Genomic DNA, 21,071 nt, shown 5'->3' with positions numbered 1-21,071 from the left:
GAGACCATGCTCAACCAAGAAGTCTTCGGCCGGTTCGACCGGCCAGTCTGCGGACATTTCGTCCGCGATCGATGCAAGGGGTTATCGAGGACCCCGAAAAGGAGAACGGCATGAACCAAGAGGTCATGAATCTCTTCAACCCGCAGGCGCCTGCGCAGGTGTTCGATTCCATCCGGATCTCGCTTGCCAGCCCAGAGAAGATTCTGTCCTGGTCGTTCGGCGAGATCAAGAAGCCGGAGACCATCAACTACCGCACCTTCAAGCCGGAGCGTGACGGCCTGTTCTGCGCGCGCATTTTTGGTCCGATCAAGGACTATGAGTGCCTGTGCGGCAAGTACAAGCGCATGAAGTACAAGGGCGTCATCTGCGAAAAGTGCGGCGTCGAAGTCACGCTGTCGCGCGTTCGCCGCGAGCGCATGGGCCATATCGAGCTCGCCGCGCCCGTCGCCCATATCTGGTTCCTGAAGTCGCTGCCTTCGCGCATCGGCACGCTGCTCGACATGACGCTCAAGGATATCGAGCGCGTGCTCTACTTCGAGAACTACATCGTCACCGAGCCGGGCCTCACCGCGCTGAAGGAGAACCAGCTCCTCAGCGAGGAAGAGTACATGATTGCCGTCGACGAGTACGGCGAGGACTCGTTCACCGCCATGATCGGCGCCGAGGCCATTCATGACCTCCTGGCCGGCATGGACCTGGAGAAGATCGCCGGCGACCTGCGTTCGGAGCTGGCCTCGACCACGTCCGAGCTCAAGCAGAAAAAATACCTGAAGCGGCTCAAGGTCGTCGAGAACTTCATGGAATCCGGCAATCGTCCGGAATGGATGATCATGAAGGTGGTTCCGGTGATCCCGCCGGACCTGCGCCCGCTTGTCCCGCTGGACGGCGGCCGCTTCGCCACGTCTGACCTCAACGACCTCTACCGCCGCGTCATCAACCGCAACAACCGCCTGAAGCGGCTGATCGAGCTGCGCGCGCCCGGCATCATTGTGCGCAACGAAAAGCGCATGCTGCAGGAAGCCGTCGATGCGCTGTTCGACAACGGCCGTCGCGGCCGCGTCATCACCGGCGCCAACAAGCGTCCGCTGAAGTCGCTGTCCGACATGCTGAAGGGCAAGCAGGGCCGGTTCCGCCAGAACCTGCTCGGCAAGCGCGTCGACTATTCCGGCCGCTCGGTCATCGTGACCGGTCCCGAGCTCAAGCTGCATCAGTGCGGCCTGCCGAAGAAGATGGCGCTCGAGCTCTTCAAGCCCTTCATCTACGCCCGCCTCGACGCCAAGGGTTTCTCCTCGACCGTCAAGCAGGCGAAGAAGCTGGTCGAGAAGGAGCGTCCGGAGGTTTGGGACATCCTCGACGAGGTCATCCGCGAGCATCCGGTGCTCTTGAACCGCGCGCCGACGCTGCACCGCCTCGGCATCCAGGCGTTCGAGCCGATCTTGATCGAAGGCAAGGCGATCCAGCTGCACCCGCTGGTCTGCACCGCCTTCAACGCCGACTTCGACGGCGACCAGATGGCGGTCCACGTGCCGCTGTCCCTGGAAGCGCAGCTTGAAGCCCGCGTGCTGATGATGTCGACCAACAACATCCTGCACCCGGCCTCCGGCGCGCCGATCATCGTGCCGTCGCAGGACATGGTTCTCGGTCTCTACTATCTCTCGATCGTCAACCAGAACGAGCCGGGCGAAGGCATGATGTTTGCCGACATGGGCGAGCTCCAGCATGCGCTGGAGACCAAGGCCGTGACGCTGCACGCCAAGATCAAGGGCCGCTTCCGCAGCGTCGACGCGGAAGGCAACGTCGTGTCGAAGATCTACGACACCACGCCTGGCCGCATGATCATCGGCGAGCTTCTGCCGAAGAACGTCAACGTGCCGTATGAGACCGCCAACCAGGAGATGACCAAGAAGAACATCTCCAAGATGATCGACACCGTCTACCGCCACTGCGGTCAGAAGGAGACGGTCATCTTCTGCGACCGCATCATGGCGCTCGGCTTTGCGCACGCCTGCCGTGCCGGCATTTCGTTCGGCAAGGACGACATGCTGATCCCGGACACCAAGCTGAAGCTCGTTTCCGACACCGAGGCTTTGGCCAAGGAATACGAGCAGCAGTACAATGACGGCCTGATCACGCAGGGCGAGAAGTACAACAAGGTCGTCGACGCCTGGGCCAAGTGCTCGGAAAAGGTCGCCGACGAGATGATGGCGCGCATCAAGGCGGTGGAGTTCGAGGACAACGGCCGTCAGAAGCCGATGAACTCGATCTACATGATGTCGCATTCGGGTGCGCGCGGTTCGCCCACCCAGATGCGTCAGCTCGCCGGCATGCGCGGCCTGATGGCCAAGCCCTCGGGTGAAATCATCGAGACGCCGATCATCTCGAACTTCAAGGAAGGCCTCACCGTGCTCGAGTATTTCAACTCGACCCACGGCGCCCGCAAGGGTCTGGCCGACACTGCCTTGAAGACGGCGAACTCGGGTTACCTCACCCGCCGCCTCGTCGACGTGGCGCAGGACTGCATCGTCAACTCCGTGGATTGCGGCACCGACAAGGGCCTCACCATGCAGCCGATCGTCGATGCCGGTCAGATCGTTGCCTCGGTCGGCCAGCGCGTGCTGGGCCGCACTTCGCTCGATGACATCAATCATCCGGTCACCGGCGACCTGCTGGTCAAGGCCGGAACGTTGATGGACGAGCGCGATGTGGAGCAGATCGAGAAGGCCGGCGTGCAGTCGGTCCGCATCCGTTCGGCGCTGACCTGCGAGGTCAGGACCGGTGTGTGCGCGGTCTGCTATGGTCGCGACCTGGCCCGCGGTACCCCCGTCAACCAGGGCGAGGCCGTCGGCGTCATCGCGGCGCAGTCGATCGGCGAGCCGGGCACCCAGCTCACCATGCGTACCTTCCACATGGGCGGCACGGCGCAGGTGGTGGATTCCTCGTTCCTTGAAGCCTCCTATGAGGGCAAGGTGCAGATCCGCAACCGCAACGTGGTCCGCAACTCGGAAGGCCAGCAGATGGTCATGGGCCGCAACATGGCGGTGCTCATCCTCGATGAGACCGGCAAGGAGCGCGCCACGCACCGCGTCGCTTATGGTTCGCGTATTTTCGTGGACGATGGCGACAAGGTGAAGCGCGGCCAGCGTATCGCCGAGTGGGATCCCTATACCCGCCCGGTCCTCACCGAAATCGAGGGCAGGGTGGCGTTCGAGGATCTGGTCGACGGCATCTCCGTGCAGGAAACGGCCGACGAGTCGACCGGCATCACCAAGCGCGAGGTCATCGACTGGCGTTCGACGCCGCGCGGCAACGACCTGAAGCCCGCGATCGCCATCCAGGACGCCAAGGGCAAGGTCGGCAAGCTGTCGAAGGGCGGCGATGCACGCTTCCTGCTCTCGGTCGAGGCCATCCTCTCGGTCGAGCCGGGCGCGCATGTCCGTCCGGGCGACGTGCTTGCGCGTATCCCGATGGAAAGCGCCAAGACCAAGGACATCACCGGCGGTCTGCCGCGTGTTGCGGAACTGTTCGAGGCTCGCCGTCCGAAGGATCACGCCATCATCGCCGAGATCGATGGCACGATCCGCTTCGGCCGCGACTACAAGAACAAGCGCCGCATCATCATCGAGCCGCATGACTCGACGCTCGAGCCGGTGGAGTACCTGATCCCGAAGGGCAAGCCGTTCCATCTCCAGGACGGCGACGTCATCGAGAAGGGCGACTACATCCTCGACGGCAATCCGGCGCCGCACGACATCCTGGCGATCAAGGGCGTGGAGGCGCTTGCCTCCTACCTCGTCAACGAGATCCAGGAGGTCTATCGTCTGCAGGGCGTGTCGATCAACGACAAGCACATCGAGGTGATCGTTCGCCAGATGCTGCAGAAGGTCGAGATCACCACGCAGGGCGACTCGACCTACATCCCGGGCGACCACGTCGATGTGATCGAGCTGGAAGAGGTCAACGAACGCCTGATCGAGGACGGCAAGAAGCCGGCCGAAGGTCAGCCGGTGCTGCTTGGCATCACCAAGGCCTCGCTGCAGACGCCGTCCTTCATCTCGGCCGCCTCCTTCCAGGAGACGACCAGGGTGCTCACCGAGGCTGCGGTTGCCGGCAAGACCGACATGCTGCAGGGCCTGAAGGAAAATGTCATCGTCGGCCGTCTGATCCCGGCCGGCACGGGCGGCACGATGAGCCAGATAAGGCGCATCGCCACCTCGCGCGACGAGCTCATCATCGACGAGCGCCGCAAGGCCTCCGGTGTCGAGGTCGCCGAGCCGATGCTGACCGACATGGTCAACGCCGCGCAGTAAGCGCGATGAAATGAGAAAACAAGAAAAGGGGCCCGCGCGGCCCCTTTTCGCATTTTGGCTTGAAGCAACGAGGAAGAGCTATGAGCAGCAAGACCTGGACGGCTGTCGACGACTACATCGTTTCCTCTCTATTCGAAGCGGATCCCGTGCTGGATGCCACGCTGGCGGCCAACCGCGACCACGGCCTGCCGGCGATCGACGTCTCAGCGGCGCAGGGCAAATTGCTGTCGCTGCTGGTGCGCATCCGCGGCGCGAAGAAGGTGCTGGAGGTCGGCACGCTCGGCGGCTATTCGACCATCTGGATGGCAAGGGGATTGCCCGCGGACGGCAAGGTCGTGACGCTGGAGCTCGATCCGCACCACGCCAAGGTCGCGCGTTCGAACTTCGAGCGGGCAGGGGTTTCCGACAAGATCGACCTGCGCATCGGTCCGGCGCTGCAGTCGCTTGCCGCGCTGGCAGGCGAAAATGCCGGTCCGTTCGACCTGATCTTCATCGACGCCGACAAGCCGAACAACCCGAATTACCTCGACTGGGCGATGAAACTCTCGCGCTCAGGCACGGTCATCGTCTGCGACAACGTCATCCGCGACGGCGCGGTGCTGGATGAGGATGGCCGTGACGCCAATGTCGAGGGCGCACGCGCCGCTTTTTCGTTCATCGGCGGCGAGAAGCGGCTGGACGGCACCGCCATCCAAACCGTCGGCGCCAAGGGCTATGACGGATTTACCATCGCGATCGTAGAATGAGGATGCCCTAATCGAAGAACGCCTCGACCACGTTGCGCTTGCCCAGCATGAACGCATCGGCGACGTGCTGCAGCGGCGCGAGGTCGACATCGGACGTTCCTGCGCGAACAATCTCGGCGAAGCGTTTGTAGAGCATCGGATATTCGGCCTCCGGCTCGTCATGGATCATGCGCCCGTCGACGGCGAGCTTGGCGCCGCCGCCGGACAGCACCATTCTGCCCTTGTCGGTCTCGGCGACGATGTCCCAGCTTTGCGGGCCGGTTTGCAGCCAATCGAGCTCCATCGTCACCGGCAAGCCGGTCGACGTGCGGAAGGCGACATGCGCCGCGACCGGTGCTGCGCGATTCTCGGGGAAATCGAGCACGGCCGAGGTGATGAACATCGCAGGCAAGATGTGTGTGGCGATCGACAGCGCGTTGATGCCGGGATCGAACACGCCGAAGCCGCCCGGCTCCCAGATCCATTCCTGGTTCGGATGCCAGCGGCGCACATCTTCCTTCCAGTTGATGGCGGCCGAAGTTAGTCTGGCCGAGGCGAGGAATGCGCGCGCGGCCTCCACCGCCGGCGCATAGCGCGAATGCCAACTGGCAAAGAGCGAGACGCCGTTCTTTTCGGCAAGCGTCTTGAGGTGCTCGACCTCGCTGACCGTGGCGCCCGGCGGCTTTTCGAGGAACACGTGCTTTCTCGCTTCCAGAGCCGTGCGCGCGGCGTCGTAACGGAACTGAGGCGGCATGCAGAGCGAGACCGCCTCGAGGCCGGGTTCGGCCGCCAGCATCGCTTCGATGTCGGGATAATTCGCAATACCGTCCACCTTGCCGTGGCGGCTGGCTGCGGCTGTCAGTTGATAGTTGCCGTCCTTGGCGACCGCCGGCAGGTGCTGGTCGCGGACGATCTTTCCCACGCCGACGATGCCGAGCTTGATGGGACTGCTGGTCATGGGAACTCCAAGGAATGAAAGGGTGTGTCTTGGCAGGGCAGGTTTGTCCGGCGAGTCCGGCAGATATGACGCTGGCCGCGCTTTTCAGATCGGCTCTTCAAAGGTGACGATCGAAACCTCGCCCTCCAATGCGCCTTGATAGGCCGACAGATGCGGCTCGTCGTCGGGCTCGCCCTCCATGTCGCCGATCTGGTCGAGCTCGGCCTCGGCGTAACCTTCGGCGGCAAGCGATTCGAGCGCGCGGCGCACGGCAGAATCATCGTCGGGCGCCACAAGCATCACATGAACGCCTTCCGGCTTGCCGCCCTTCTTCTTCCAGACCCGTCCGGTGATGATCGTGACCGGCCGTTCTTCATTGTCGTTCACGGGCTGATTCCTCGTTTTCCCCGAGATTGTGCGATGCAAGCCGCCTTTTGGCACGAAGCCGGGCCACAGGACAGCGCAAAGCCGGTCACTTTCTTCCTCGCTCTTGAAAAAAGACGCAAGAAAATTACATGCGTTTTCCGCATGGCTGCCCAGCCTCGGGTTGGGCGCAATATTTGCGGCGCCGGGGTTGACGGACCCTGGGGTTGCGAGTAGAAGCCGCGACGTCAGAACCGATGTGAGGCTCTCCTGTCCGAAGCGACACGCTTTGGAGTTTGCCTCAAACAGGGTTCGTTTTACGAGCGAAAAGACATTTCCGGCGCGCATGAAGCGGCTTCCGCTTCCTCTGCAATTTGTTCGGGCAGGACCGCGAGACGCGGTGTGTTGCCCGAATTTGCGTATGGAAATGACGCTTTGAGCGGCCCCCTGACAGGGCAGACACGGAATTGAGAGACAAGAGGGTTTAATGCCTACCGTCAACCAGCTGATCCGCAAGCCGCGCCTGGCGCCGGTGAAGCGCAACAAGGTCCCGGCCATGCAGCAGAACCCGCAGAAGCGGGGCGTCTGCACGCGCGTCTACACCACGACGCCGAAGAAGCCGAACTCGGCGCTGCGCAAGGTGGCCAAGATTCGCCTGACCAACGGTTTTGAAGTGATCGGCTACATCCCCGGCGAAGGTCACAACCTGCAGGAACACTCGGTGGTCATGATCCGCGGCGGCCGCGTCAAGGATCTGCCGGGCGTCCGCTACCACATCATCCGCGGCGTGCTCGACACGCAGGGTGTGAAGAACCGCAAGCAGCGTCGTTCGAAATACGGCGCCAAGCGTCCGAAGTAAGGGTTTCCCATGTCCCGTCGTCACAGTGCAGAAAAGCGTGAGATCAATCCGGACCCCAAGTTCGGCGATCTGATCGTCACCAAGTTCATGAACGCCGTCATGTATGACGGCAAGAAGTCGGTTGCCGAGACCATCGTCTACGGCGCGCTGGACCAGGTCCAGGCCAAGACCAAGCAGGAGCCGGTCACCGTCTTCCATCAGGCGCTCGACAATGTCGCCCCGCATGTGGAAGTGCGTTCGCGTCGTGTCGGCGGCGCCACCTATCAGGTTCCGGTCGATGTGCGCCCCGAGCGTCGTCAGGCGCTGGCCATCCGCTGGCTGATCGCCGCCGCGCGCAACCGCAACGAGACCACCATGGTCGACCGCCTCTCGGGCGAGCTGATGGACGCGGCCAACAACCGCGGCACGGCCGTCAAGAAGCGTGAAGACACCCACAAGATGGCAGAAGCCAACCGCGCTTTCGCGCACTACCGCTGGTAAAGCGCGAACGAGACTGAGAGGCACCTCCCATGGCCCGCGAATACAAGATCGAAGACTACCGCAATTTCGGTATCATGGCGCATATCGACGCCGGCAAGACGACGACGACCGAGCGCGTCCTGTATTATACGGGCAAGTCGCACAAGATCGGCGAAGTCCATGACGGCGCTGCCACCATGGATTGGATGGAGCAGGAGCAGGAACGCGGCATCACCATCACCTCGGCCGCGACCACGACCTTCTGGAAGGGTCGCGACGGCAAGATGCGCCGCTTCAACATCATCGACACCCCCGGACACGTCGACTTCACCATCGAAGTCGAGCGTTCGCTGCGCGTGCTCGACGGCGCCATCGCGCTGCTCGACGCCAACGCCGGCGTGGAGCCGCAGACCGAGACCGTGTGGCGCCAGGCCGACAAGTACCACGTGCCGCGCATGATCTTCTGCAACAAGATGGACAAGATCGGCGCCGACTTCTACCGCTCCGAGGAAATGATCGGTTCGCGCCTCGGCGCGCAGGCCGTCGTCATGCAGCTGCCGATCGGCGCCGAGACCGAGTTCAAGGGCGTCGTCGACCTCGTCGAGATGAACGCGCTCGTCTGGCGCGACGAGACCCTGGGCGCTGCCTGGGACGTTGTCGAGATCCCGGCCGACCTGAAGGAAAAGGCCGAGCAGTACCGCGAGAAGATGATCGAAGCCGCCGTCGAGATGGATGAGACCGCGCTCGAGAATTACCTCGAAGGCAAGATGCCGTCGAACGACGAGATCCGCGCGCTGATCCGCAAGGGCACCATCGCGGTCAAGTTCTACCCGATGTTCTGTGGCTCGGCCTTCAAGAACAAGGGCGTGCAGCCGCTGCTCGACGCCGTGGTCGAATACCTGCCGTCGCCGATCGACGTGCCGGCCATCAAGGGTGTCGACGCCAAGACCGACGCCGAGATCGAGCGTCATGCCGACGACAACGAGCCGCTGTCGATGCTGGCGTTCAAGATCATGAACGATCCGTTCGTTGGCTCGCTGACCTTTGCCCGCATCTATTCGGGCAAGCTCACCAAGGGCACCTCGCTCGACAACACCGTGAAGGGCAAGAAGGAGCGCATCGGCCGCATGCTGCAGATGCATGCGAACTCGCGCGCCGACATCGAGGAAGCCTATGCCGGCGACATCGTCGCCCTGGCTGGCCTCAAGGACACGACCACCGGCGACACGCTCTGCGATCCGCTGCACCCGGTCATCCTGGAGCGCATGGAATTCCCCGATCCGGTCATCCAGATCGCCATCGAGCCGAAGACCAAGAACGACCAGGAAAAGATGGGCCTCGCGCTGCATCGCCTGGCGGCTGAGGATCCGTCCTTCCGCGTCAAGACCGACGAGGAAAGCGGCCAGACCATCATCGCCGGCATGGGCGAGCTGCATCTCGACATCATCGTCGATCGCATGCGCCGCGAGTTCAAGGTCGAAGCCAATGTCGGCGCCCCGCAGGTGGCCTATCGCGAGACGATCACCCGCACGCACGAGCAGGACTACACGCACAAGAAGCAGACCGGCGGTACCGGCCAGTTCGCCCGCGTCAAGATCATCTTCGAGCCGAACACCGAGAGCGAAGAGTTCGTGTTCGAGTCCAAGATCGTCGGCGGTGCGGTTCCGAAGGAATACATTCCGGGCGTCGAGAAGGGCATCAACAGCGTCATGGGTTCCGGCCCGTTCGCCGGCTTCCCGATGATCGGTGTCAAGGCGACTCTCATCGACGGCGCCTTCCACGACGTCGACTCCTCGGTGCTGGCGTTCGAAATCGCCTCTCGCGCCTGCTTCAAGGAAGCCGCTCCGCGTCTCGGCGTGCAGCTTCTGGAGCCGATCATGAAGGTCGAGGTCGTGACGCCGGAGGATTATGTCGGCGGCGTCATCGGCGACCTCAACGGCCGTCGTGGCCAGATCCAGGGTCAGGAAGCGCGCGGCGTCGCCGTCGTCATCAATGCGATGGTGCCTTTGGCCAACATGTTCAAATACGTCGACAATCTGCGTTCGATGTCGCAGGGTCGCGCCCAGTACACGATGCAGTTCGACCATTACGAGCCGGTTCCGACCGCGGTCGCCCAGGAAGTTCAGAAGAAATACGCGTAACTCGAGCGGGTTGCACGAGACCTTAATTCAAGGCCCGCACGGGCAAGCAGGATTGGAGAGATCACATGGCAAAAGGTAAATTCGAGCGCACCAAGCCGCATGTGAACATTGGCACGATCGGTCACGTTGATCATGGCAAGACGTCGCTGACGGCGGCGATCACGAAGTATTTTGGCGAATACAAGCGCTATGACCAGATTGACGCGGCACCTGAAGAGAAGGCGCGCGGCATCACGATCTCGACGGCGCATGTCGAGTATGAGACGGCCAACCGTCACTATGCCCATGTCGACTGCCCCGGCCACGCCGACTATGTGAAGAACATGATCACGGGTGCGGCGCAGATGGACGGCGCGATCCTGGTGGTTTCGGCTGCCGACGGCCCGATGCCGCAGACCCGCGAGCACATCCTGCTTGCCCGCCAGGTCGGCGTTCCCTCGATCGTGGTGTTCCTGAACAAGGTCGACCAGGTCGACGACGCTGAGCTGCTGGAGCTGGTCGAGCTCGAGGTTCGCGAGCTTCTGTCGAAGAACGAGTTCCCCGGCGACGACATTCCGATCGTCAAGGGTTCGGCGCTGGCTGCGTTGGAAGATTCCAACAAGACCATCGGCGAGGACGCCATCCGCGAGCTGATGGCGCAGGTCGACGCCTATATCCCGACGCCGGTTCGTCCGCTGGACAAGCCGTTCCTGATGCCGATCGAGGACGTGTTCTCGATCTCGGGCCGCGGCACGGTTGTGACCGGCCGCGTCGAGCGCGGCGTGGTCAAGGTCGGCGAGGAGCTGGAGATCGTCGGCATCCGTCCGACCACCAAGACGACCTGCACGGGCGTTGAGATGTTCCGCAAGCTGCTCGACCAGGGCCAGGCCGGCGACAACATCGGCGCGCTGCTGCGCGGCGTCGACCGTGAAGGTGTCGAGCGCGGCCAGGTTCTGGCCAAGCCGGGCACGGTCAAGCCGCACAAGAAGTTCGTGGCCGAAGCCTACATCTTGACCAAGGACGAGGGCGGTCGTCACACGCCGTTCTTCACCAACTACCGTCCGCAGTTCTACTTCCGCACGACGGACGTGACGGGCATCGTGACGCTGCCGGCCGGCACCGAGATGGTGATGCCCGGCGACAACATCACCGTCGACGTCGAGCTGATCGTGCCGATCGCGATGGAAGAGAAGCTGCGCTTCGCCATCCGTGAAGGCGGCCGCACCGTCGGTGCCGGCATCGTCGTCACCATCAAAGAGTAATTTGGACTGAAACCGATCTGTCGCGGGCGCGGGAGCTGCCCGCGCCGCGCCAGAACAAGGAATTGACGCATGAACGGACAGAATATCCGCATCCGCCTTAAGGCGTTTGACCACCGGGTGCTCGACGCCTCGACGCGCGAAATCGTGTCGACCGCCAAGCGCACCGGCGCCAACGTCCGCGGCCCCATCCCGCTGCCGACGCGGATCGAAAAATTCACGGTCAACCGGTCGCCCCACGTCGACAAGAAGAGCCGCGAACAGTTCGAGATGCGCACGCACAAGCGGCTGCTCGACATCGTCGATCCGACCCCGCAGACGGTCGATGCTTTGATGAAGCTCGATCTGGCCGCCGGTGTCGACGTCGAGATCAAGCTCTAAGGGAATAAGAGAGCGGTAAGGGGCGGTGCCCCTGGCCCGGAACTCTAAAGGAATTGAACCGATGCGTTCAGGTGTGATTGCAAAGAAGGTGGGAATGACCCGCATCTATAATGATGCCGGCGAACACGTTCCCGTCACCGTTCTCCAGATGGAGAACTGCCAGGTCGTGGCCCAGCGCACGCAGGAGAAGAACGGCTACACCGCCGTCCAGCTCGGCGTTGGACTTGCCAAGGTGAAGAACACGTCGAAGGCGATGCGCGGCCATTTCGCCGCCGCTTCCGTCGAGCCGAAGGCCAAGGTCGCCGAGTTCCGCGTCTCCGCCGACAACATGATCGACGTCGGCGCCGAGCTGACCGTCGAGCATTTCGTCGCCGGCCAGAAGGTGGACGTCACCGGCACCTCGACCGGCAAGGGTTTCCAGGGCGTGATCAAGCGGCACCACATGGGCGGTGGCCGCGCCACGCACGGTAACTCGGTCTCGCACCGCACGCACGGCTCGACCGGCCAGCGCCAGGACCCCGGCAAGGTGTTCAAGGGCAAGAAGATGGCCGGCCACATGGGCGATACCCGCGTCACCACGCAGAACGTCGAGGTCGTCTCGACCGATGCCGATCGCGGCCTGATCCTGATCCGCGGCGCGGTTCCCGGCGTCAAGGGCGCATGGATCCTGGTTCGCGACGCCGCCAAGGTTGCGCTGCCGGCCAATGCGCCGAAGCCGGCCGCGATCCGCGCCGCTGCCGCCAAGAACGAAGCCCCGGCCACTGAGGGAGCCGAATAATGGATCTCAAGATCACAACGCTGGGCGGCAAGGACGCCGGCAAGGTGGAACTCTCCGAGGAGATTTTCGGCCTTGACCCGCGCGAAGACATCCTGCAGCGCGTCGTGCGCTGGCAGCTCGCCAAGAAGCAGCAGGGCACGCACAAGGCCAAGGGCCGCGCCGAAATCGCGCGCACCGGCGCCAAGATGTATAAGCAGAAGGGTACGGGCCGCGCCCGTCACCACTCGGCTCGCGCTCCGCAGTTCCGCGGCGGCGGCAAGGCACACGGCCCGGTCGTTCGCAGCCATGAGCACGAGCTGCCGAAGAAGGTCCGTGCGCTTGGCCTCAAGCACGCTCTCTCGGCCAAGGCCAAGAGCGCTTCGCTGATCATCGTCGACGAGCTGAAGCTCACCGAAGCCAAGACCAAGGCGCTGGTGGCGAATTTCGAGACGCTGGGGCTGACCAACGCCCTCGTGATCGGCGGCGCCGAGCTTGACCAGAACTTCAAGCTGGCGGCGACCAACATTCCGAACATTGACGTGCTGCCCATCCAGGGCATCAACGTCTACGACATTCTGCGCCGCGGCACGCTGGTCCTTTCGAAGGCCGCCGTCGAGGCTCTCGAGGAGCGCTTTAAATGACCGACCTCCGTCACTACGACGTGATCGTCTCGCCGGCGATCACCGAAAAGTCGACCATGGCTTCCGAGCAGAACCAGGTCGTCTTCAACGTCGCCAGGAAGGCGTCGAAGCCGGAAATCAAGGCTGCCGTGGAGGCTCTCTTCGGCGTCAAGGTGACGGCTGTGAACACACTCGTCCGCAAGGGCAAGATCAAGCGCTTCCGCGGCACCGTTGGCCGCCAGGGCGACGTCAAGAAGGCGGTTGTGACGCTGGCCGAGGGCCAGTCGATCGACGTCGCGACGGGTCTCTGAGCAAGGCCGCGAGGACAGGACAATGGCACTTAAGAAATTCAACCCGGTAACGCCGAGCACCCGCCAGCTGGTCATCGTCGACCGCTCGGGCCTCTACAAGGGCAAGCCCGTCAAGGGCCTGACCGAAGGCCTGACCAAGTCGGGCGGCCGCAACAACTACGGCCGCATCACGGCCCGTTTCATCGGCGGCGGTCACAAGCGTTCGTACCGCATCATCGACTTCAAGCGTAAGAAGTACGACGTCGTCGGCACGGTCGAGCGTATCGAATACGATCCGAACCGCACCGCCTTCATCGCGCTGATCAAGTACGACGACGGCGAGCTGTCCTACATCCTGGCCCCGCAGCGTCTTGCTGCCGGCGACAAGATCGTGGCCGGCGAAGCGGTCGACGTGAAGCCGGGCAACGCGATGCCGCTGGCCTCGATGCCGGTCGGCACGATCGTCCATAACATCGAGCTGAAGCCGGGCAAGGGCGGCCAGGTCGCCCGTTCGGCTGGCGGTTACGCCCAGCTCGTCGGCCGCGACCAGGGCATGGCAATCCTGCGCCTCAACTCGGGCGAGCAGCGTGTCGTGCACGGTTCCTGCATGGCCACCGTCGGCGCCGTGTCGAACCCCGACCACGGCAACATCAACGACGGCAAGGCCGGTCGCACCGTGTGGCGCGGCAAGCGTCCGCACAATCGCGGCGTGGCCATGAACCCGGTCGACCATCCGCATGGCGGCGGCGAAGGCCGCACCTCGGGTGGCCGTCATCCGGTTTCGCCTTGGGGCAAGCCGACCAAGGGCAAGAAGACGCGGTCCAACAAGGCGACCGACAAGTTCATCCTGCGCTCGCGTCATCAGCGCAAGAGCTAAGAAGAGGTAACGCCAAGTGACTCGTTCGATTTGGAAAGGCCCCTTTATCGACGGCTACCTTCTCAAGAAGGTGGACAAGGTTCGTGAAGGTGGTCGCAATGAGGTGATCAAGATGTGGAGCCGTCGCTCCACCATCCTGCCGCAGTTCGTCGGCTTCACCTTCGGTGTCTACAACGGCCAGAAGCACGTTCCCGTCTCGGTGAATGAGGACATGGTCGGCCACAAGTTCGGTGAATTCGCTCCGACCCGGACCTATTACGGTCACGGCGCGGATAAGAAGGCGAAGAGGAAATAATCATGGGCAAGGCCAAAGCTCCGCGCAGGCTTGCTGATAACGAGGCGCGTGCCGTTCTGCGCACGATCCGCATCAGCCCGCAGAAGCTCAACCTGGTTGCCGCGCTGATCCGCGGCAAGAAGGTCGCGACAGCGCTTTCCGACCTCGAATTCTCGGCCAAGCGGATTTCCGGCACGGTCAAGAAGACGTTGGAATCGGCGATCGCCAATGCGGAAAACAATCACGACCTCGACGTCGACGCTCTGATCGTGGCGGAAGCCTATGTCGGCAAGTCGATCGTCATGAAGCGTTTCCACGCTCGTGGCCGCGGCCGCGCCAGCCGTATCGAAAAGCCGTTCTCGCACCTCACGATCGTCGTTCGTGAAGTCGAGGAAAAAGGGGAGGCCGCATAATGGGCCAGAAAGTCAATCCGATCGGGCTGCGTCTCGGCATCAACCGTACCTGGGATTCGCGCTGGTTCGCGAACACCGGCGAATACGGCCAACTGCTGCATGAGGACCTCAAGATCCGCAAGTATCTCGAGAAGGAACTCAAGCAGGCCGCGATCTCGAAGGTCGTGATCGAGCGTCCGCACAAGAAGTGCCGCGTCACCATCCACGCCGCGCGTCCGGGCCTCATCATCGGCAAGAAGGGCGCCGACATCGAGAAGCTTCGCAAGAAGCTGACCGAGATGACGAAGTCCGAAACGCACCTCAACATCGTTGAAGTGCGCAAGCCGGAAATCGACGCCACGCTGGTCGCCCAGTCGATCGCCCAGCAGCTCGAGCGCCGCATCGCGTTCCGCCGCGCCATGAAGCGTGCCGTTCAGTCGGCCATGCGTCTCGGCGCCGAAGGCATCCGCATCAACTGCTCCGGCCGTCTCGGCGGCGCCGAGATCGCGCGCATGGAGTGGTACCGCGAAGGCCGCGTGCCGCTGCATACGCTGCGTGCCGACGTCGACTACGGCACGGCCGAGGCGAACACGGCCTACGGCATCTGCGGCGTCAAGGTGTGGGTGTTCAAGGGCGAGATCCTCGAGCATGACCCGATGGCTTCCGAGCGCCGTGCGACCGAAGGCGATGCCGCGCATGGCGGCGGCGGTGCTGGCGGTGAGCGCGAACGCGGCCGCCGTCGCGAGAACGCCTGAGACATTTGAGAATTTGGAGTTAGAACGATGCTGCAGCCAAAGCGCACAAAGTTCCGCAAGCAGTTCAAGGGCCGTATCCACGGTACCGCCAAGGGCGGCACCAATCTGGATTTCGGCGGTTTCGGGCTGAAGGCGCTTGAGCCGAACCGCGTCACCGCGCGCGAGATCGAGGCGGCCCGCCGCGCGATCACCCGCGAGATGAAGCGCGCCGGCCGCGTCTGGATCCGGGTGTTCCCGGACCTGCCGGTCACCTCGAAGCCGACCGAAGTCCGCATGGGTAAGGGCAAGGGCGCCGTCGACTACTGGGCGGCGCGCGTGAAGCCCGGCCGTATCATGTTCGAGATCGACGGCGTCAGCGAGGAGACCGCTCGTGAAGCGCTGCGTCTCGGCGCCGCCAAGCTCTCGGTCAAGACGCGCTTCGTGCAGCGCATCGCAGAATAAGGACAGGCGATCATGAAAGCCGAAGACATCCGGACCAAGACCCAGGATCAGCTGACCGACGACCTGGCAGCTCTCAAGAAGGAGCAGTTCAACCTGCGCTTCCAGAAGGCCACCGGCCAGCTCGAAAAGACCGCGCGCGTGAAGCAGGTCCGCAAGGACATCGCGCGCATCAAGACCATCGCCGCGGAAAAAGCCGCGGCCAAGAAGGGTTAAGACCATGCCAAAGCGCATCCTGCAGGGCACCGTCGTCAGCGACAAGAACGAGAAGACGGTCGTGGTCAAGGTCGAGCGTCGCTTCACGCATCCCGTGATGAAGAAGACCGTGCGCATGACCAAGAAGTACAAGGCGCACGACGAGAACAACGCCCACAAGGTCGGCGACCAGGTATTCATCCAGGAATCGAAGCCGATTTCCAAGGACAAGCGCTGGGTTGTCGTCTCTTCGGATCAGGCTTGATCCGGGCGAACGAACCGAATTTTGGACAGACCGGGGAGGGGTGAAGAACCCGTCCCGTTAGAAAAGAAGAAGGCGGCCAGTCATGATTCAGATGCAAACAAACCTCGACGTCGCGGATAATTCCGGCGCCCGTCGTGTCATGTGCATCAAGGTGCTGGGCGGCTCGAAGCGGAAATACGCCTCCGTCGGCGACATCATCGTGGTGTCGATCAAGGAGGCCATTCCGCGCGGCCGCGTTAAGAAGGGCGATGTGATGAAGGCGGTCGTGGTTCGCACGGCCAAGGACATCCGCCGCCCGGACGGCAGCGTGATCCGTTTCGACAAGAACGCGGCCGTTCTCGTCGACAATAAGAAAGAGCCGATCGGCACCCGTATCTTCGGACCGGTTCCGCGCGAATTGCGCGCCAAGAACCACATGAAGATCATCTCGCTCGCGCCTGAAGTGCTGTAAGGAGCCGGACCAATGCAAAAGATCAAAAAAGGCGACAAGGTCGTCGTGCTTGCCGGCAAGGACAAGGGCCGTTCGGGCGAAGTCCTGTCGGTGCAGCCGAAGGAAGACACCGCGATCGTCCGCGGCGTGAACTTCATTCGCCGTCACCAGAAGCAGACCCAGTCGCAAGAGGCTGGGATCATCACCAAGGAAGCGCCGATCCACCTGTCGAATATCGCGCTGGCCGACCCCAAGGACGGCAAGCCGACCCGCGTCGGCTTCACCATCCAGAAGGATGGCAAGAAGGTGCGCGTCGCCAAGCGTTCGGGAGAAGTCATCAATGGCTAAGGCTGAAACCAAGCAGGCAACTGCCAAGAACGAGCCGCGCCTCAAGAAGGTCTACAACGAGACCATCCGCAAGGCGATGCAGGAGCAGTTCGGCTACGACAACGACATGCAGGTTCCGCGCATCGACAAGATCGTGCTGAACATGGGGGTCGGCGAAGCAACCGCGGACTCCAAGAAGCCCTCGGTCGCGGCCGAGGATCTCGCGATGATCGCCGGCCAGAAGGCCGTCGTCACCCGCGCCCGCAACTCGATTGCCGGCTTCAAGGTGCGCGAGAACATGCCGATCGGCGCCAAGGTCACGCTGCGCAAGGAACGCATGTACGAGTTCCTCGACCGCCTCGTGAACATCGCGCTGCCGCGCGTTCGCGACTTCCGCGGGCTGAACCCGAAGAGCTTTGACGGCCGTGGCAACTACGCCATGGGTATCAAGGAACACATCGTGTTCCCGGAGATCAACTACGACAAGGTTGATCAGGTCTGGGGCATGGACGTCATCGTTTGTACGACGGCGAAGACGGACGACGAGGCAAGAGCGCTGCTCAAGGCCTTCAACTTCCCCTTCCGCCAGTAACGGCAGCGAAAAAGGAAACATCTGAAATGGCAAAGACCAGCTCAGTCGAGAAGAACAACCGGCGCCGCAAGCTCGCCGACCAGTATGCCGCCAGGCGCGCGGCGCTCAAGGCCATCATCATGGATCAGTCCCAGCCGATGGAAGAGCGTTTTCGCGCCCAGTTGAAGCTTTCGGCGCTGCCGCGCAACTCGGCCAAGATCCGCATCCGTAACCGCTGCGAGGTGACGGGCCGTCCGCGCGCCTACTATCGCAAGCTGAAGCTTTCGCGTATCGCGCTTCGCGATCTTGGCAATACCGGCCAGATCCCGGGCCTGGTCAAGTCGAGCTGGTAAGGAGACACTGAGATGTCATTGAGCGATCCTCTCGGCGATATGCTGACCCGCATCCGCAACGCCTATGGCCGCAAGAAGTCGAGCGTTTCGACGCCGGCCTCGCGTCTGCGCGCCCGCGTCCTCGAAGTGCTGAAGTCGGAAGGCTATATCCGCGACTACAGCCAGACCGACTTCGAAAACGGCAAGTCGGAAATCGAGATTGAGCTGAAATATTTCGATGGTGCCCCGGTTGTGCGCGAGATTGCGCGTGTCTCGAAGCCTGGCCGTCGCGTCTATGTCTCGGCCAAGTCGATCCCGCACGTCGCCAACGGCCTCGGCATCGCCATCCTTTCGACGCCGAAGGGCGTCATGGCCGACCATGAAGCGCGCGAGCAGAATGTCGGCGGCGAAATCCTCTGCCAGATATTCTAGGGGCGAATGGTCAATGGTGAATAGTGAATGGTGAAACTGGCTGGAACGTCATCCGCGCTATTCACCATTTTGCCATTCGCCATTCACAGCAGTTAAGGAAAGAAGGAGACAACAATGTCTCGTATCGGAAAGAAACCCGTTTCGCTGCCGCAAGGCGTGACCGCGTCCGTCAACGGCCAGACCGTGACGGCGAAGGGCCCCAAGGGCGAGCTGAAGTTCGTGGTGAACGACGAAGTGCTGGTGAAGATGGAGAACAACGAGATCTCCGTCGAGCCGCGCGACCAGACCAAGACCGCCCGCTCCAAGTGGGGCATGTCGCGCACGCAGATCGTCAACATCCTGCAGGGCGTGAAGGACGGCTTCGAAAAGAAGCTCGAGATCACCGGCGTCGGCTATCGCGCGGCGTTGCAGGGCAAGAACCTGCAGCTGGCGCTCGGCTTCAGCCACGACGTGGTCTATCAGACGCCGCAGGGCATCACCATTGCCGTGCCGAAGCCGACCGAGATCACGGTGTCGGGCATCGACAAGCAGCAGGTCGGCCAGGTCGCCGCCGAGATCCGCGAATATCGCGGTCCCGAGCCTTACAAGGGCAAGGGCGTGCGCTATGCCAACGAGCGCATTGTGCGCAAGGAAGGCAAGAAGAAGTAATAGGCCTGGCCCCGGGAAGTTGCAGACTTTTCGAAAAAGGGCCAAGCCGCAGATGTGTAACGCCGCGGGGAGCGGCCGCGGGAGGCTTGGCCTACCGCACAGGGTTGCCCCCGTTTTCTGAAGGCAAGGAACTGACATTATGGCAAGCCCCAAAGAAACCATCCAGCGCCGCGCGCAGCGCGTGCGCCGCCAGCTGAAAAAGGTCGCCGGCGAGCGTCCGAGGCTTTCGGTGCACCGCACCTCGAAGAACATCTACGTGCAGGTGATCGACGACGCCAACGGCCACACGCTGGCCGCCGCCTCGACGCTGGAGAAGGACCTCAAGGGTTCGCTCAAGACCGGCGCCGACGCCGCAGCCGCGGCCGCGGTCGGCAAGCTGATCGCCGAGCGTGCCACCAAGGCCGGCGTCAAGGAAGTCGTCTTCGACCGCGGCCCGTATATCTATCACGGCCGCGTCAAGGCGCTGGCCGAGGCTGCCCGCGAAGGCGGTCTCAGCTTCTGATGCTTGATCCCGAACCGAGAGGTCCGCGCAGCGAAAAGTTGCAGACTTTTCGGATAAGATCATGCAAAGGAAAAGTTCGCCGCTGACGACCCGAATGAGGCGTCGGCAAACAGCAACCCGTGCTTCCGGAAAAGAACAAGGAACAGGATATGGCACAGGAACGTAGAGATGGCGGCCGCGGCCGCGAGCGCGAAGAGCGCGACGACGGCATGGTGGACAAGCTCGTCCACATCAACCGCGTCGCCAAGGTGGTGAAGGGCGGCCGTCGTTTCGGCTTTGCCGCTCTCGTCGTCGTCGGCGACCAGAAGGGCCGCGTCGGCTTCGGCCACGGCAAGGCGCGCGAAGTGCCGGAAGCGATCCGCAAGGCGACCGAGTCGGCCAAGCGCGACATGATCTTCGTGCCGCTGCGTTCGGGCCGCACGCTGCATCACGACGTCGAGGGTCGCTGGGGCGCCGGACGCGTTCTGCTGCGCGCCGCCAAGCAGGGTACCGGCATCATCGCCGGCGGTCCGATGCGCGCCGTCTTCGAGACGCTCGGCATGCATGACGTGGTCGCCAAGTCGATGGGTTCGTCGAACCCCTACAACATGGTTCGCGCCACCTTCGACGCGCTGAAGAGCCAGATGCATCCGAAGGATGTGGCTGCCGCGCGCGGCATCAAGTACTCGACCCTTCAGGCCCGCCGCGGCACCGCCGTTGCGGCTGAAGAATAGTCGACGCTGACCAGGGATTTCGACCATGGCCAAGAAAGCTACCAAGACCATCACCGTCGAGCAGATCGGCTCCCCGATCCGCCGGCCGAAGGAGCAGCGCGCGACGCTGGTCGGCCTCGGCCTGAACAAGATGCACAAGCGGCGCACGCTGGAAGATACCCCTTCGGTGCGCGGCATGATCGCCGCCGTCCAGCACCTCGTCCGCGTCGTGGACGAGGCCTGAACGGAAGGGCAGGAGAAGAAACATGAAACTCAACGATCTGCGTGACAAGGACGGCGCGACGCACTCCAAGAAGCGTCTTGGCCGCGGCATCGGTTCCGGCTCGGGCAAGACCGCCGGTCGCGGCGTCAAGGGCCAGAAGGCCCGCTCGGGCGTTGCCATCAACGGCTTCGAGGGTGGTCAGATGCCGCTCTACCGGCGCCTGCCGAAGCGTGGCTTCAACAACATCTTCGCCAAGAGCTTCACGGTCGTGTCGCTGGCCCGCATCCAGGCTGCCGTCGACGCCAAGAAGCTCGACGCCAAGGCGACCGTGACGGCCGAGGCCCTGGTTGCCGCCGGCGTCATCCGCCGCGCCAAGGACGGCGTGCGCGTGCTCTCCGACGGCGAACTCAAAGCCAAGCTGTCCTTCGACGTTGCCGGCGCCTCCAAGGCCGCGATCGAGAAGATCGAGAAGGCCGGCGGTTCGGTGAAGCTGCCGGAAGCGGCCGCCGCCGAGTAACGGCGATTTGAAGCGCGGCCGACCGGGATGATTTCGCATATTCCGTCGAACCGCGCTTTGACCGGATGAATTGGGCGGCCGCGTCAACGCGGCCGCTTGCATGTTTACGGTCCCGAGCTTATCT

The 21,071-nt window shown here is 63.0% G+C and carries 29 protein-coding genes; 27 read left to right on the top strand and 2 right to left on the bottom strand.

The features are described from left to right. The first annotated feature begins 110 nt into the window (after nucleotides 1-110). Complete coding sequence (rpoC, locus tag FJ419_RS23660) at nucleotides 111-4,307, top strand: DNA-directed RNA polymerase subunit beta' (protein WP_140545998.1); 4,197 nt, start codon at nucleotides 111-113, stop codon at nucleotides 4,305-4,307. An 80-nt stretch (nucleotides 4,308-4,387) separates the two neighbouring features. Beyond that, nucleotides 4,388-5,053 carry an O-methyltransferase gene (locus FJ419_RS23655; protein WP_140698718.1) on the top strand — a complete coding sequence of 222 codons (666 nt, stop codon included), beginning with the start codon at nucleotides 4,388-4,390 and terminating at the stop codon, nucleotides 5,051-5,053. 7 nt (nucleotides 5,054-5,060) lie between these two features. Here FJ419_RS23655 and FJ419_RS23650 read toward each other — a convergent pair whose 3' ends face one another. Both FJ419_RS23650 and FJ419_RS23645 read right to left on the bottom strand, forming a co-directional pair. Continuing rightward, the gene (locus FJ419_RS23650; protein WP_140698715.1) at nucleotides 5,061-5,990 is read right to left on the bottom strand and encodes a Gfo/Idh/MocA family oxidoreductase; all 930 of its coding nucleotides are present in this window, start codon (nucleotides 5,988-5,990) and stop codon (nucleotides 5,061-5,063) included. An 84-nt stretch (nucleotides 5,991-6,074) separates the two neighbouring features. After that, on the bottom strand, nucleotides 6,075-6,356 hold the full coding sequence (locus FJ419_RS23645; protein WP_095765518.1) for a transcriptional regulator: 282 nt from the start codon (nucleotides 6,354-6,356) through the stop codon (nucleotides 6,075-6,077). Nucleotides 6,357-6,819: 463 nt separating this feature from the next. Between FJ419_RS23645 and rpsL the strand changes: the two genes are divergently transcribed. The 25 genes from rpsL (at nucleotide 6,820) to rplO (ending at nucleotide 20,947) form a co-directional block, all read left to right on the top strand. Next, on the top strand, nucleotides 6,820-7,191 hold the full coding sequence (gene rpsL / locus FJ419_RS23640; protein WP_006202128.1) for a 30S ribosomal protein S12: 372 nt from the start codon (nucleotides 6,820-6,822) through the stop codon (nucleotides 7,189-7,191). Nucleotides 7,192-7,200: 9 nt separating this feature from the next. Then, nucleotides 7,201-7,671, top strand: coding sequence for a 30S ribosomal protein S7 (rpsG, locus tag FJ419_RS23635; protein WP_027170372.1), 471 nt, complete (start codon nucleotides 7,201-7,203; stop codon nucleotides 7,669-7,671). 29 nt (nucleotides 7,672-7,700) lie between these two features. Further along, nucleotides 7,701-9,791, top strand: a complete 2,091-nt coding sequence (gene fusA, locus FJ419_RS23630; RefSeq protein WP_140698712.1) for an elongation factor G — start codon at nucleotides 7,701-7,703, stop codon at nucleotides 9,789-9,791. Between the two features lie 65 nt (nucleotides 9,792-9,856). After that, nucleotides 9,857-11,032, top strand: a complete 1,176-nt coding sequence (gene tuf, locus FJ419_RS23625; protein ID WP_095765516.1) for an elongation factor Tu — start codon at nucleotides 9,857-9,859, stop codon at nucleotides 11,030-11,032. Nucleotides 11,033-11,101: 69 nt separating this feature from the next. After that, complete coding sequence (rpsJ, locus tag FJ419_RS23620) at nucleotides 11,102-11,410, top strand: 30S ribosomal protein S10 (protein WP_006205468.1); 309 nt, start codon at nucleotides 11,102-11,104, stop codon at nucleotides 11,408-11,410. Nucleotides 11,411-11,471: 61 nt separating this feature from the next. Continuing rightward, nucleotides 11,472-12,188, top strand: coding sequence for a 50S ribosomal protein L3 (gene rplC / locus FJ419_RS23615; RefSeq protein ID WP_095765515.1), 717 nt, complete (start codon nucleotides 11,472-11,474; stop codon nucleotides 12,186-12,188). After that, a complete protein-coding gene (gene rplD, locus FJ419_RS23610; protein ID WP_095765514.1) occupies nucleotides 12,188-12,808 on the top strand; it encodes a 50S ribosomal protein L4 in 621 nt (206 codons plus the stop codon). Before rplC ends, rplD begins: the two co-directional genes overlap by 1 nt. Further along, nucleotides 12,805-13,098 (top strand): 50S ribosomal protein L23, encoded by a 294-nt coding sequence (locus tag FJ419_RS23605; RefSeq protein ID WP_140698709.1) that lies wholly within the window; start codon nucleotides 12,805-12,807, stop codon nucleotides 13,096-13,098. The genes rplD and FJ419_RS23605 overlap by 4 nt, the downstream gene beginning before the upstream one ends. Before the next feature lie 22 nt (nucleotides 13,099-13,120). Continuing rightward, nucleotides 13,121-13,954, top strand: coding sequence for a 50S ribosomal protein L2 (gene rplB, locus FJ419_RS23600; protein ID WP_126084116.1), 834 nt, complete (start codon nucleotides 13,121-13,123; stop codon nucleotides 13,952-13,954). 16 nt (nucleotides 13,955-13,970) lie between these two features. Next, on the top strand, nucleotides 13,971-14,249 hold the full coding sequence (rpsS, locus tag FJ419_RS23595; protein WP_006205463.1) for a 30S ribosomal protein S19: 279 nt from the start codon (nucleotides 13,971-13,973) through the stop codon (nucleotides 14,247-14,249). Nucleotides 14,250-14,251: 2 nt separating this feature from the next. Next, nucleotides 14,252-14,641, top strand: coding sequence for a 50S ribosomal protein L22 (gene rplV, locus FJ419_RS23590; protein ID WP_006205462.1), 390 nt, complete (start codon nucleotides 14,252-14,254; stop codon nucleotides 14,639-14,641). After that, the gene (gene rpsC, locus FJ419_RS23585) at nucleotides 14,641-15,375 is read left to right on the top strand and encodes a 30S ribosomal protein S3 (RefSeq protein WP_095765512.1); all 735 of its coding nucleotides are present in this window, start codon (nucleotides 14,641-14,643) and stop codon (nucleotides 15,373-15,375) included. Before rplV ends, rpsC begins: the two co-directional genes overlap by 1 nt. A 27-nt stretch (nucleotides 15,376-15,402) precedes the next feature. After that, complete coding sequence (rplP, locus tag FJ419_RS23580; RefSeq protein ID WP_027170364.1) at nucleotides 15,403-15,816, top strand: 50S ribosomal protein L16; 414 nt, start codon at nucleotides 15,403-15,405, stop codon at nucleotides 15,814-15,816. Nucleotides 15,817-15,828: 12 nt separating this feature from the next. After that, entirely contained in the window at nucleotides 15,829-16,029 is a 201-nt protein-coding gene (gene rpmC / locus FJ419_RS23575) for a 50S ribosomal protein L29 (RefSeq protein WP_042642190.1), read from the top strand. Nucleotides 16,030-16,033: 4 nt separating this feature from the next. After that, on the top strand, nucleotides 16,034-16,273 hold the full coding sequence (rpsQ, locus tag FJ419_RS23570; RefSeq protein ID WP_023675136.1) for a 30S ribosomal protein S17: 240 nt from the start codon (nucleotides 16,034-16,036) through the stop codon (nucleotides 16,271-16,273). Between the two features lie 82 nt (nucleotides 16,274-16,355). Next, nucleotides 16,356-16,724, top strand: coding sequence for a 50S ribosomal protein L14 (gene rplN / locus FJ419_RS23565; protein ID WP_006205457.1), 369 nt, complete (start codon nucleotides 16,356-16,358; stop codon nucleotides 16,722-16,724). Between the two features lie 12 nt (nucleotides 16,725-16,736). Then, the gene (gene rplX, locus FJ419_RS23560; protein WP_140698707.1) at nucleotides 16,737-17,051 is read left to right on the top strand and encodes a 50S ribosomal protein L24; all 315 of its coding nucleotides are present in this window, start codon (nucleotides 16,737-16,739) and stop codon (nucleotides 17,049-17,051) included. After that, nucleotides 17,044-17,622 carry a 50S ribosomal protein L5 gene (gene rplE / locus FJ419_RS23555; protein WP_036260373.1) on the top strand — a complete coding sequence of 193 codons (579 nt, stop codon included), beginning with the start codon at nucleotides 17,044-17,046 and terminating at the stop codon, nucleotides 17,620-17,622. Before rplX ends, rplE begins: the two co-directional genes overlap by 8 nt. 26 nt (nucleotides 17,623-17,648) lie before the next feature. Beyond that, nucleotides 17,649-17,954: a 30S ribosomal protein S14 gene (gene rpsN, locus FJ419_RS23550; RefSeq protein ID WP_140544873.1), complete on the top strand. Its 306-nt coding sequence runs from the start codon at nucleotides 17,649-17,651 to the stop codon at nucleotides 17,952-17,954. 12 nt (nucleotides 17,955-17,966) lie between these two features. After that, nucleotides 17,967-18,365 carry a 30S ribosomal protein S8 gene (gene rpsH, locus FJ419_RS23545; RefSeq protein WP_027170358.1) on the top strand — a complete coding sequence of 133 codons (399 nt, stop codon included), beginning with the start codon at nucleotides 17,967-17,969 and terminating at the stop codon, nucleotides 18,363-18,365. A gap of 114 nt (nucleotides 18,366-18,479) precedes the next feature. Then, nucleotides 18,480-19,013, top strand: coding sequence for a 50S ribosomal protein L6 (rplF, locus tag FJ419_RS23540; protein WP_140698704.1), 534 nt, complete (start codon nucleotides 18,480-18,482; stop codon nucleotides 19,011-19,013). A 139-nt stretch (nucleotides 19,014-19,152) separates the two neighbouring features. Continuing rightward, a complete protein-coding gene (gene rplR, locus FJ419_RS23535; protein ID WP_140698701.1) occupies nucleotides 19,153-19,515 on the top strand; it encodes a 50S ribosomal protein L18 in 363 nt (120 codons plus the stop codon). A 149-nt stretch (nucleotides 19,516-19,664) separates the two neighbouring features. Continuing rightward, entirely contained in the window at nucleotides 19,665-20,228 is a 564-nt protein-coding gene (rpsE, locus tag FJ419_RS23530; protein WP_036260404.1) for a 30S ribosomal protein S5, read from the top strand. A 25-nt stretch (nucleotides 20,229-20,253) separates the two neighbouring features. Continuing rightward, complete coding sequence (gene rpmD / locus FJ419_RS23525) at nucleotides 20,254-20,451, top strand: 50S ribosomal protein L30 (RefSeq protein WP_027170355.1); 198 nt, start codon at nucleotides 20,254-20,256, stop codon at nucleotides 20,449-20,451. 22 nt (nucleotides 20,452-20,473) lie between these two features. Beyond that, entirely contained in the window at nucleotides 20,474-20,947 is a 474-nt protein-coding gene (rplO, locus tag FJ419_RS23520) for a 50S ribosomal protein L15 (RefSeq protein WP_095765506.1), read from the top strand. The last annotated feature ends 124 nt before the right edge of the window (nucleotides 20,948-21,071 follow it).

The organism is Mesorhizobium sp. B2-6-2 (assembly GCF_006440615.1).
Classification (GTDB): Bacteria; Pseudomonadota; Alphaproteobacteria; order Rhizobiales; family Rhizobiaceae; genus Mesorhizobium.
This window is presented reverse-complemented; position numbering and strand designations above follow the sequence as displayed.

What these genes read in the sequence shown, in the direction of transcription:
- rpoC (WP_140545998.1), top strand. Translation starts at nt 111, where the DNA reads ATGAACCAAGAGGTCATGAATCTCTTCAACCCGCAGGCGCCTGCGCAG.
- FJ419_RS23655 (WP_140698718.1), top strand. Translation starts at nt 4,388, where the DNA reads ATGAGCAGCAAGACCTGGACGGCTGTCGACGACTACATCGTTTCCTCT.
- FJ419_RS23650 (WP_140698715.1), bottom strand. Translation starts at nt 5,990, where the DNA reads ATGACCAGCAGTCCCATCAAGCTCGGCATCGTCGGCGTGGGAAAGATC.
- rpsL (WP_006202128.1), top strand. Translation starts at nt 6,820, where the DNA reads ATGCCTACCGTCAACCAGCTGATCCGCAAGCCGCGCCTGGCGCCGGTG.
- rpsG (WP_027170372.1), top strand. Translation starts at nt 7,201, where the DNA reads ATGTCCCGTCGTCACAGTGCAGAAAAGCGTGAGATCAATCCGGACCCC.
- fusA (WP_140698712.1), top strand. Translation starts at nt 7,701, where the DNA reads ATGGCCCGCGAATACAAGATCGAAGACTACCGCAATTTCGGTATCATG.
- tuf (WP_095765516.1), top strand. Translation starts at nt 9,857, where the DNA reads ATGGCAAAAGGTAAATTCGAGCGCACCAAGCCGCATGTGAACATTGGC.
- rpsJ (WP_006205468.1), top strand. Translation starts at nt 11,102, where the DNA reads ATGAACGGACAGAATATCCGCATCCGCCTTAAGGCGTTTGACCACCGG.
- rplC (WP_095765515.1), top strand. Translation starts at nt 11,472, where the DNA reads ATGCGTTCAGGTGTGATTGCAAAGAAGGTGGGAATGACCCGCATCTAT.
- rplD (WP_095765514.1), top strand. Translation starts at nt 12,188, where the DNA reads ATGGATCTCAAGATCACAACGCTGGGCGGCAAGGACGCCGGCAAGGTG.
- FJ419_RS23605 (WP_140698709.1), top strand. Translation starts at nt 12,805, where the DNA reads ATGACCGACCTCCGTCACTACGACGTGATCGTCTCGCCGGCGATCACC.
- rplB (WP_126084116.1), top strand. Translation starts at nt 13,121, where the DNA reads ATGGCACTTAAGAAATTCAACCCGGTAACGCCGAGCACCCGCCAGCTG.
- rplV (WP_006205462.1), top strand. Translation starts at nt 14,252, where the DNA reads ATGGGCAAGGCCAAAGCTCCGCGCAGGCTTGCTGATAACGAGGCGCGT.
- rpsC (WP_095765512.1), top strand. Translation starts at nt 14,641, where the DNA reads ATGGGCCAGAAAGTCAATCCGATCGGGCTGCGTCTCGGCATCAACCGT.
- rplP (WP_027170364.1), top strand. Translation starts at nt 15,403, where the DNA reads ATGCTGCAGCCAAAGCGCACAAAGTTCCGCAAGCAGTTCAAGGGCCGT.
- rpmC (WP_042642190.1), top strand. Translation starts at nt 15,829, where the DNA reads ATGAAAGCCGAAGACATCCGGACCAAGACCCAGGATCAGCTGACCGAC.
- rpsQ (WP_023675136.1), top strand. Translation starts at nt 16,034, where the DNA reads ATGCCAAAGCGCATCCTGCAGGGCACCGTCGTCAGCGACAAGAACGAG.
- rplN (WP_006205457.1), top strand. Translation starts at nt 16,356, where the DNA reads ATGATTCAGATGCAAACAAACCTCGACGTCGCGGATAATTCCGGCGCC.
- rplX (WP_140698707.1), top strand. Translation starts at nt 16,737, where the DNA reads ATGCAAAAGATCAAAAAAGGCGACAAGGTCGTCGTGCTTGCCGGCAAG.
- rplE (WP_036260373.1), top strand. Translation starts at nt 17,044, where the DNA reads ATGGCTAAGGCTGAAACCAAGCAGGCAACTGCCAAGAACGAGCCGCGC.
- rpsN (WP_140544873.1), top strand. Translation starts at nt 17,649, where the DNA reads ATGGCAAAGACCAGCTCAGTCGAGAAGAACAACCGGCGCCGCAAGCTC.
- rpsH (WP_027170358.1), top strand. Translation starts at nt 17,967, where the DNA reads ATGTCATTGAGCGATCCTCTCGGCGATATGCTGACCCGCATCCGCAAC.
- rplF (WP_140698704.1), top strand. Translation starts at nt 18,480, where the DNA reads ATGTCTCGTATCGGAAAGAAACCCGTTTCGCTGCCGCAAGGCGTGACC.
- rplR (WP_140698701.1), top strand. Translation starts at nt 19,153, where the DNA reads ATGGCAAGCCCCAAAGAAACCATCCAGCGCCGCGCGCAGCGCGTGCGC.
- rpsE (WP_036260404.1), top strand. Translation starts at nt 19,665, where the DNA reads ATGGCACAGGAACGTAGAGATGGCGGCCGCGGCCGCGAGCGCGAAGAG.
- rpmD (WP_027170355.1), top strand. Translation starts at nt 20,254, where the DNA reads ATGGCCAAGAAAGCTACCAAGACCATCACCGTCGAGCAGATCGGCTCC.
- rplO (WP_095765506.1), top strand. Translation starts at nt 20,474, where the DNA reads ATGAAACTCAACGATCTGCGTGACAAGGACGGCGCGACGCACTCCAAG.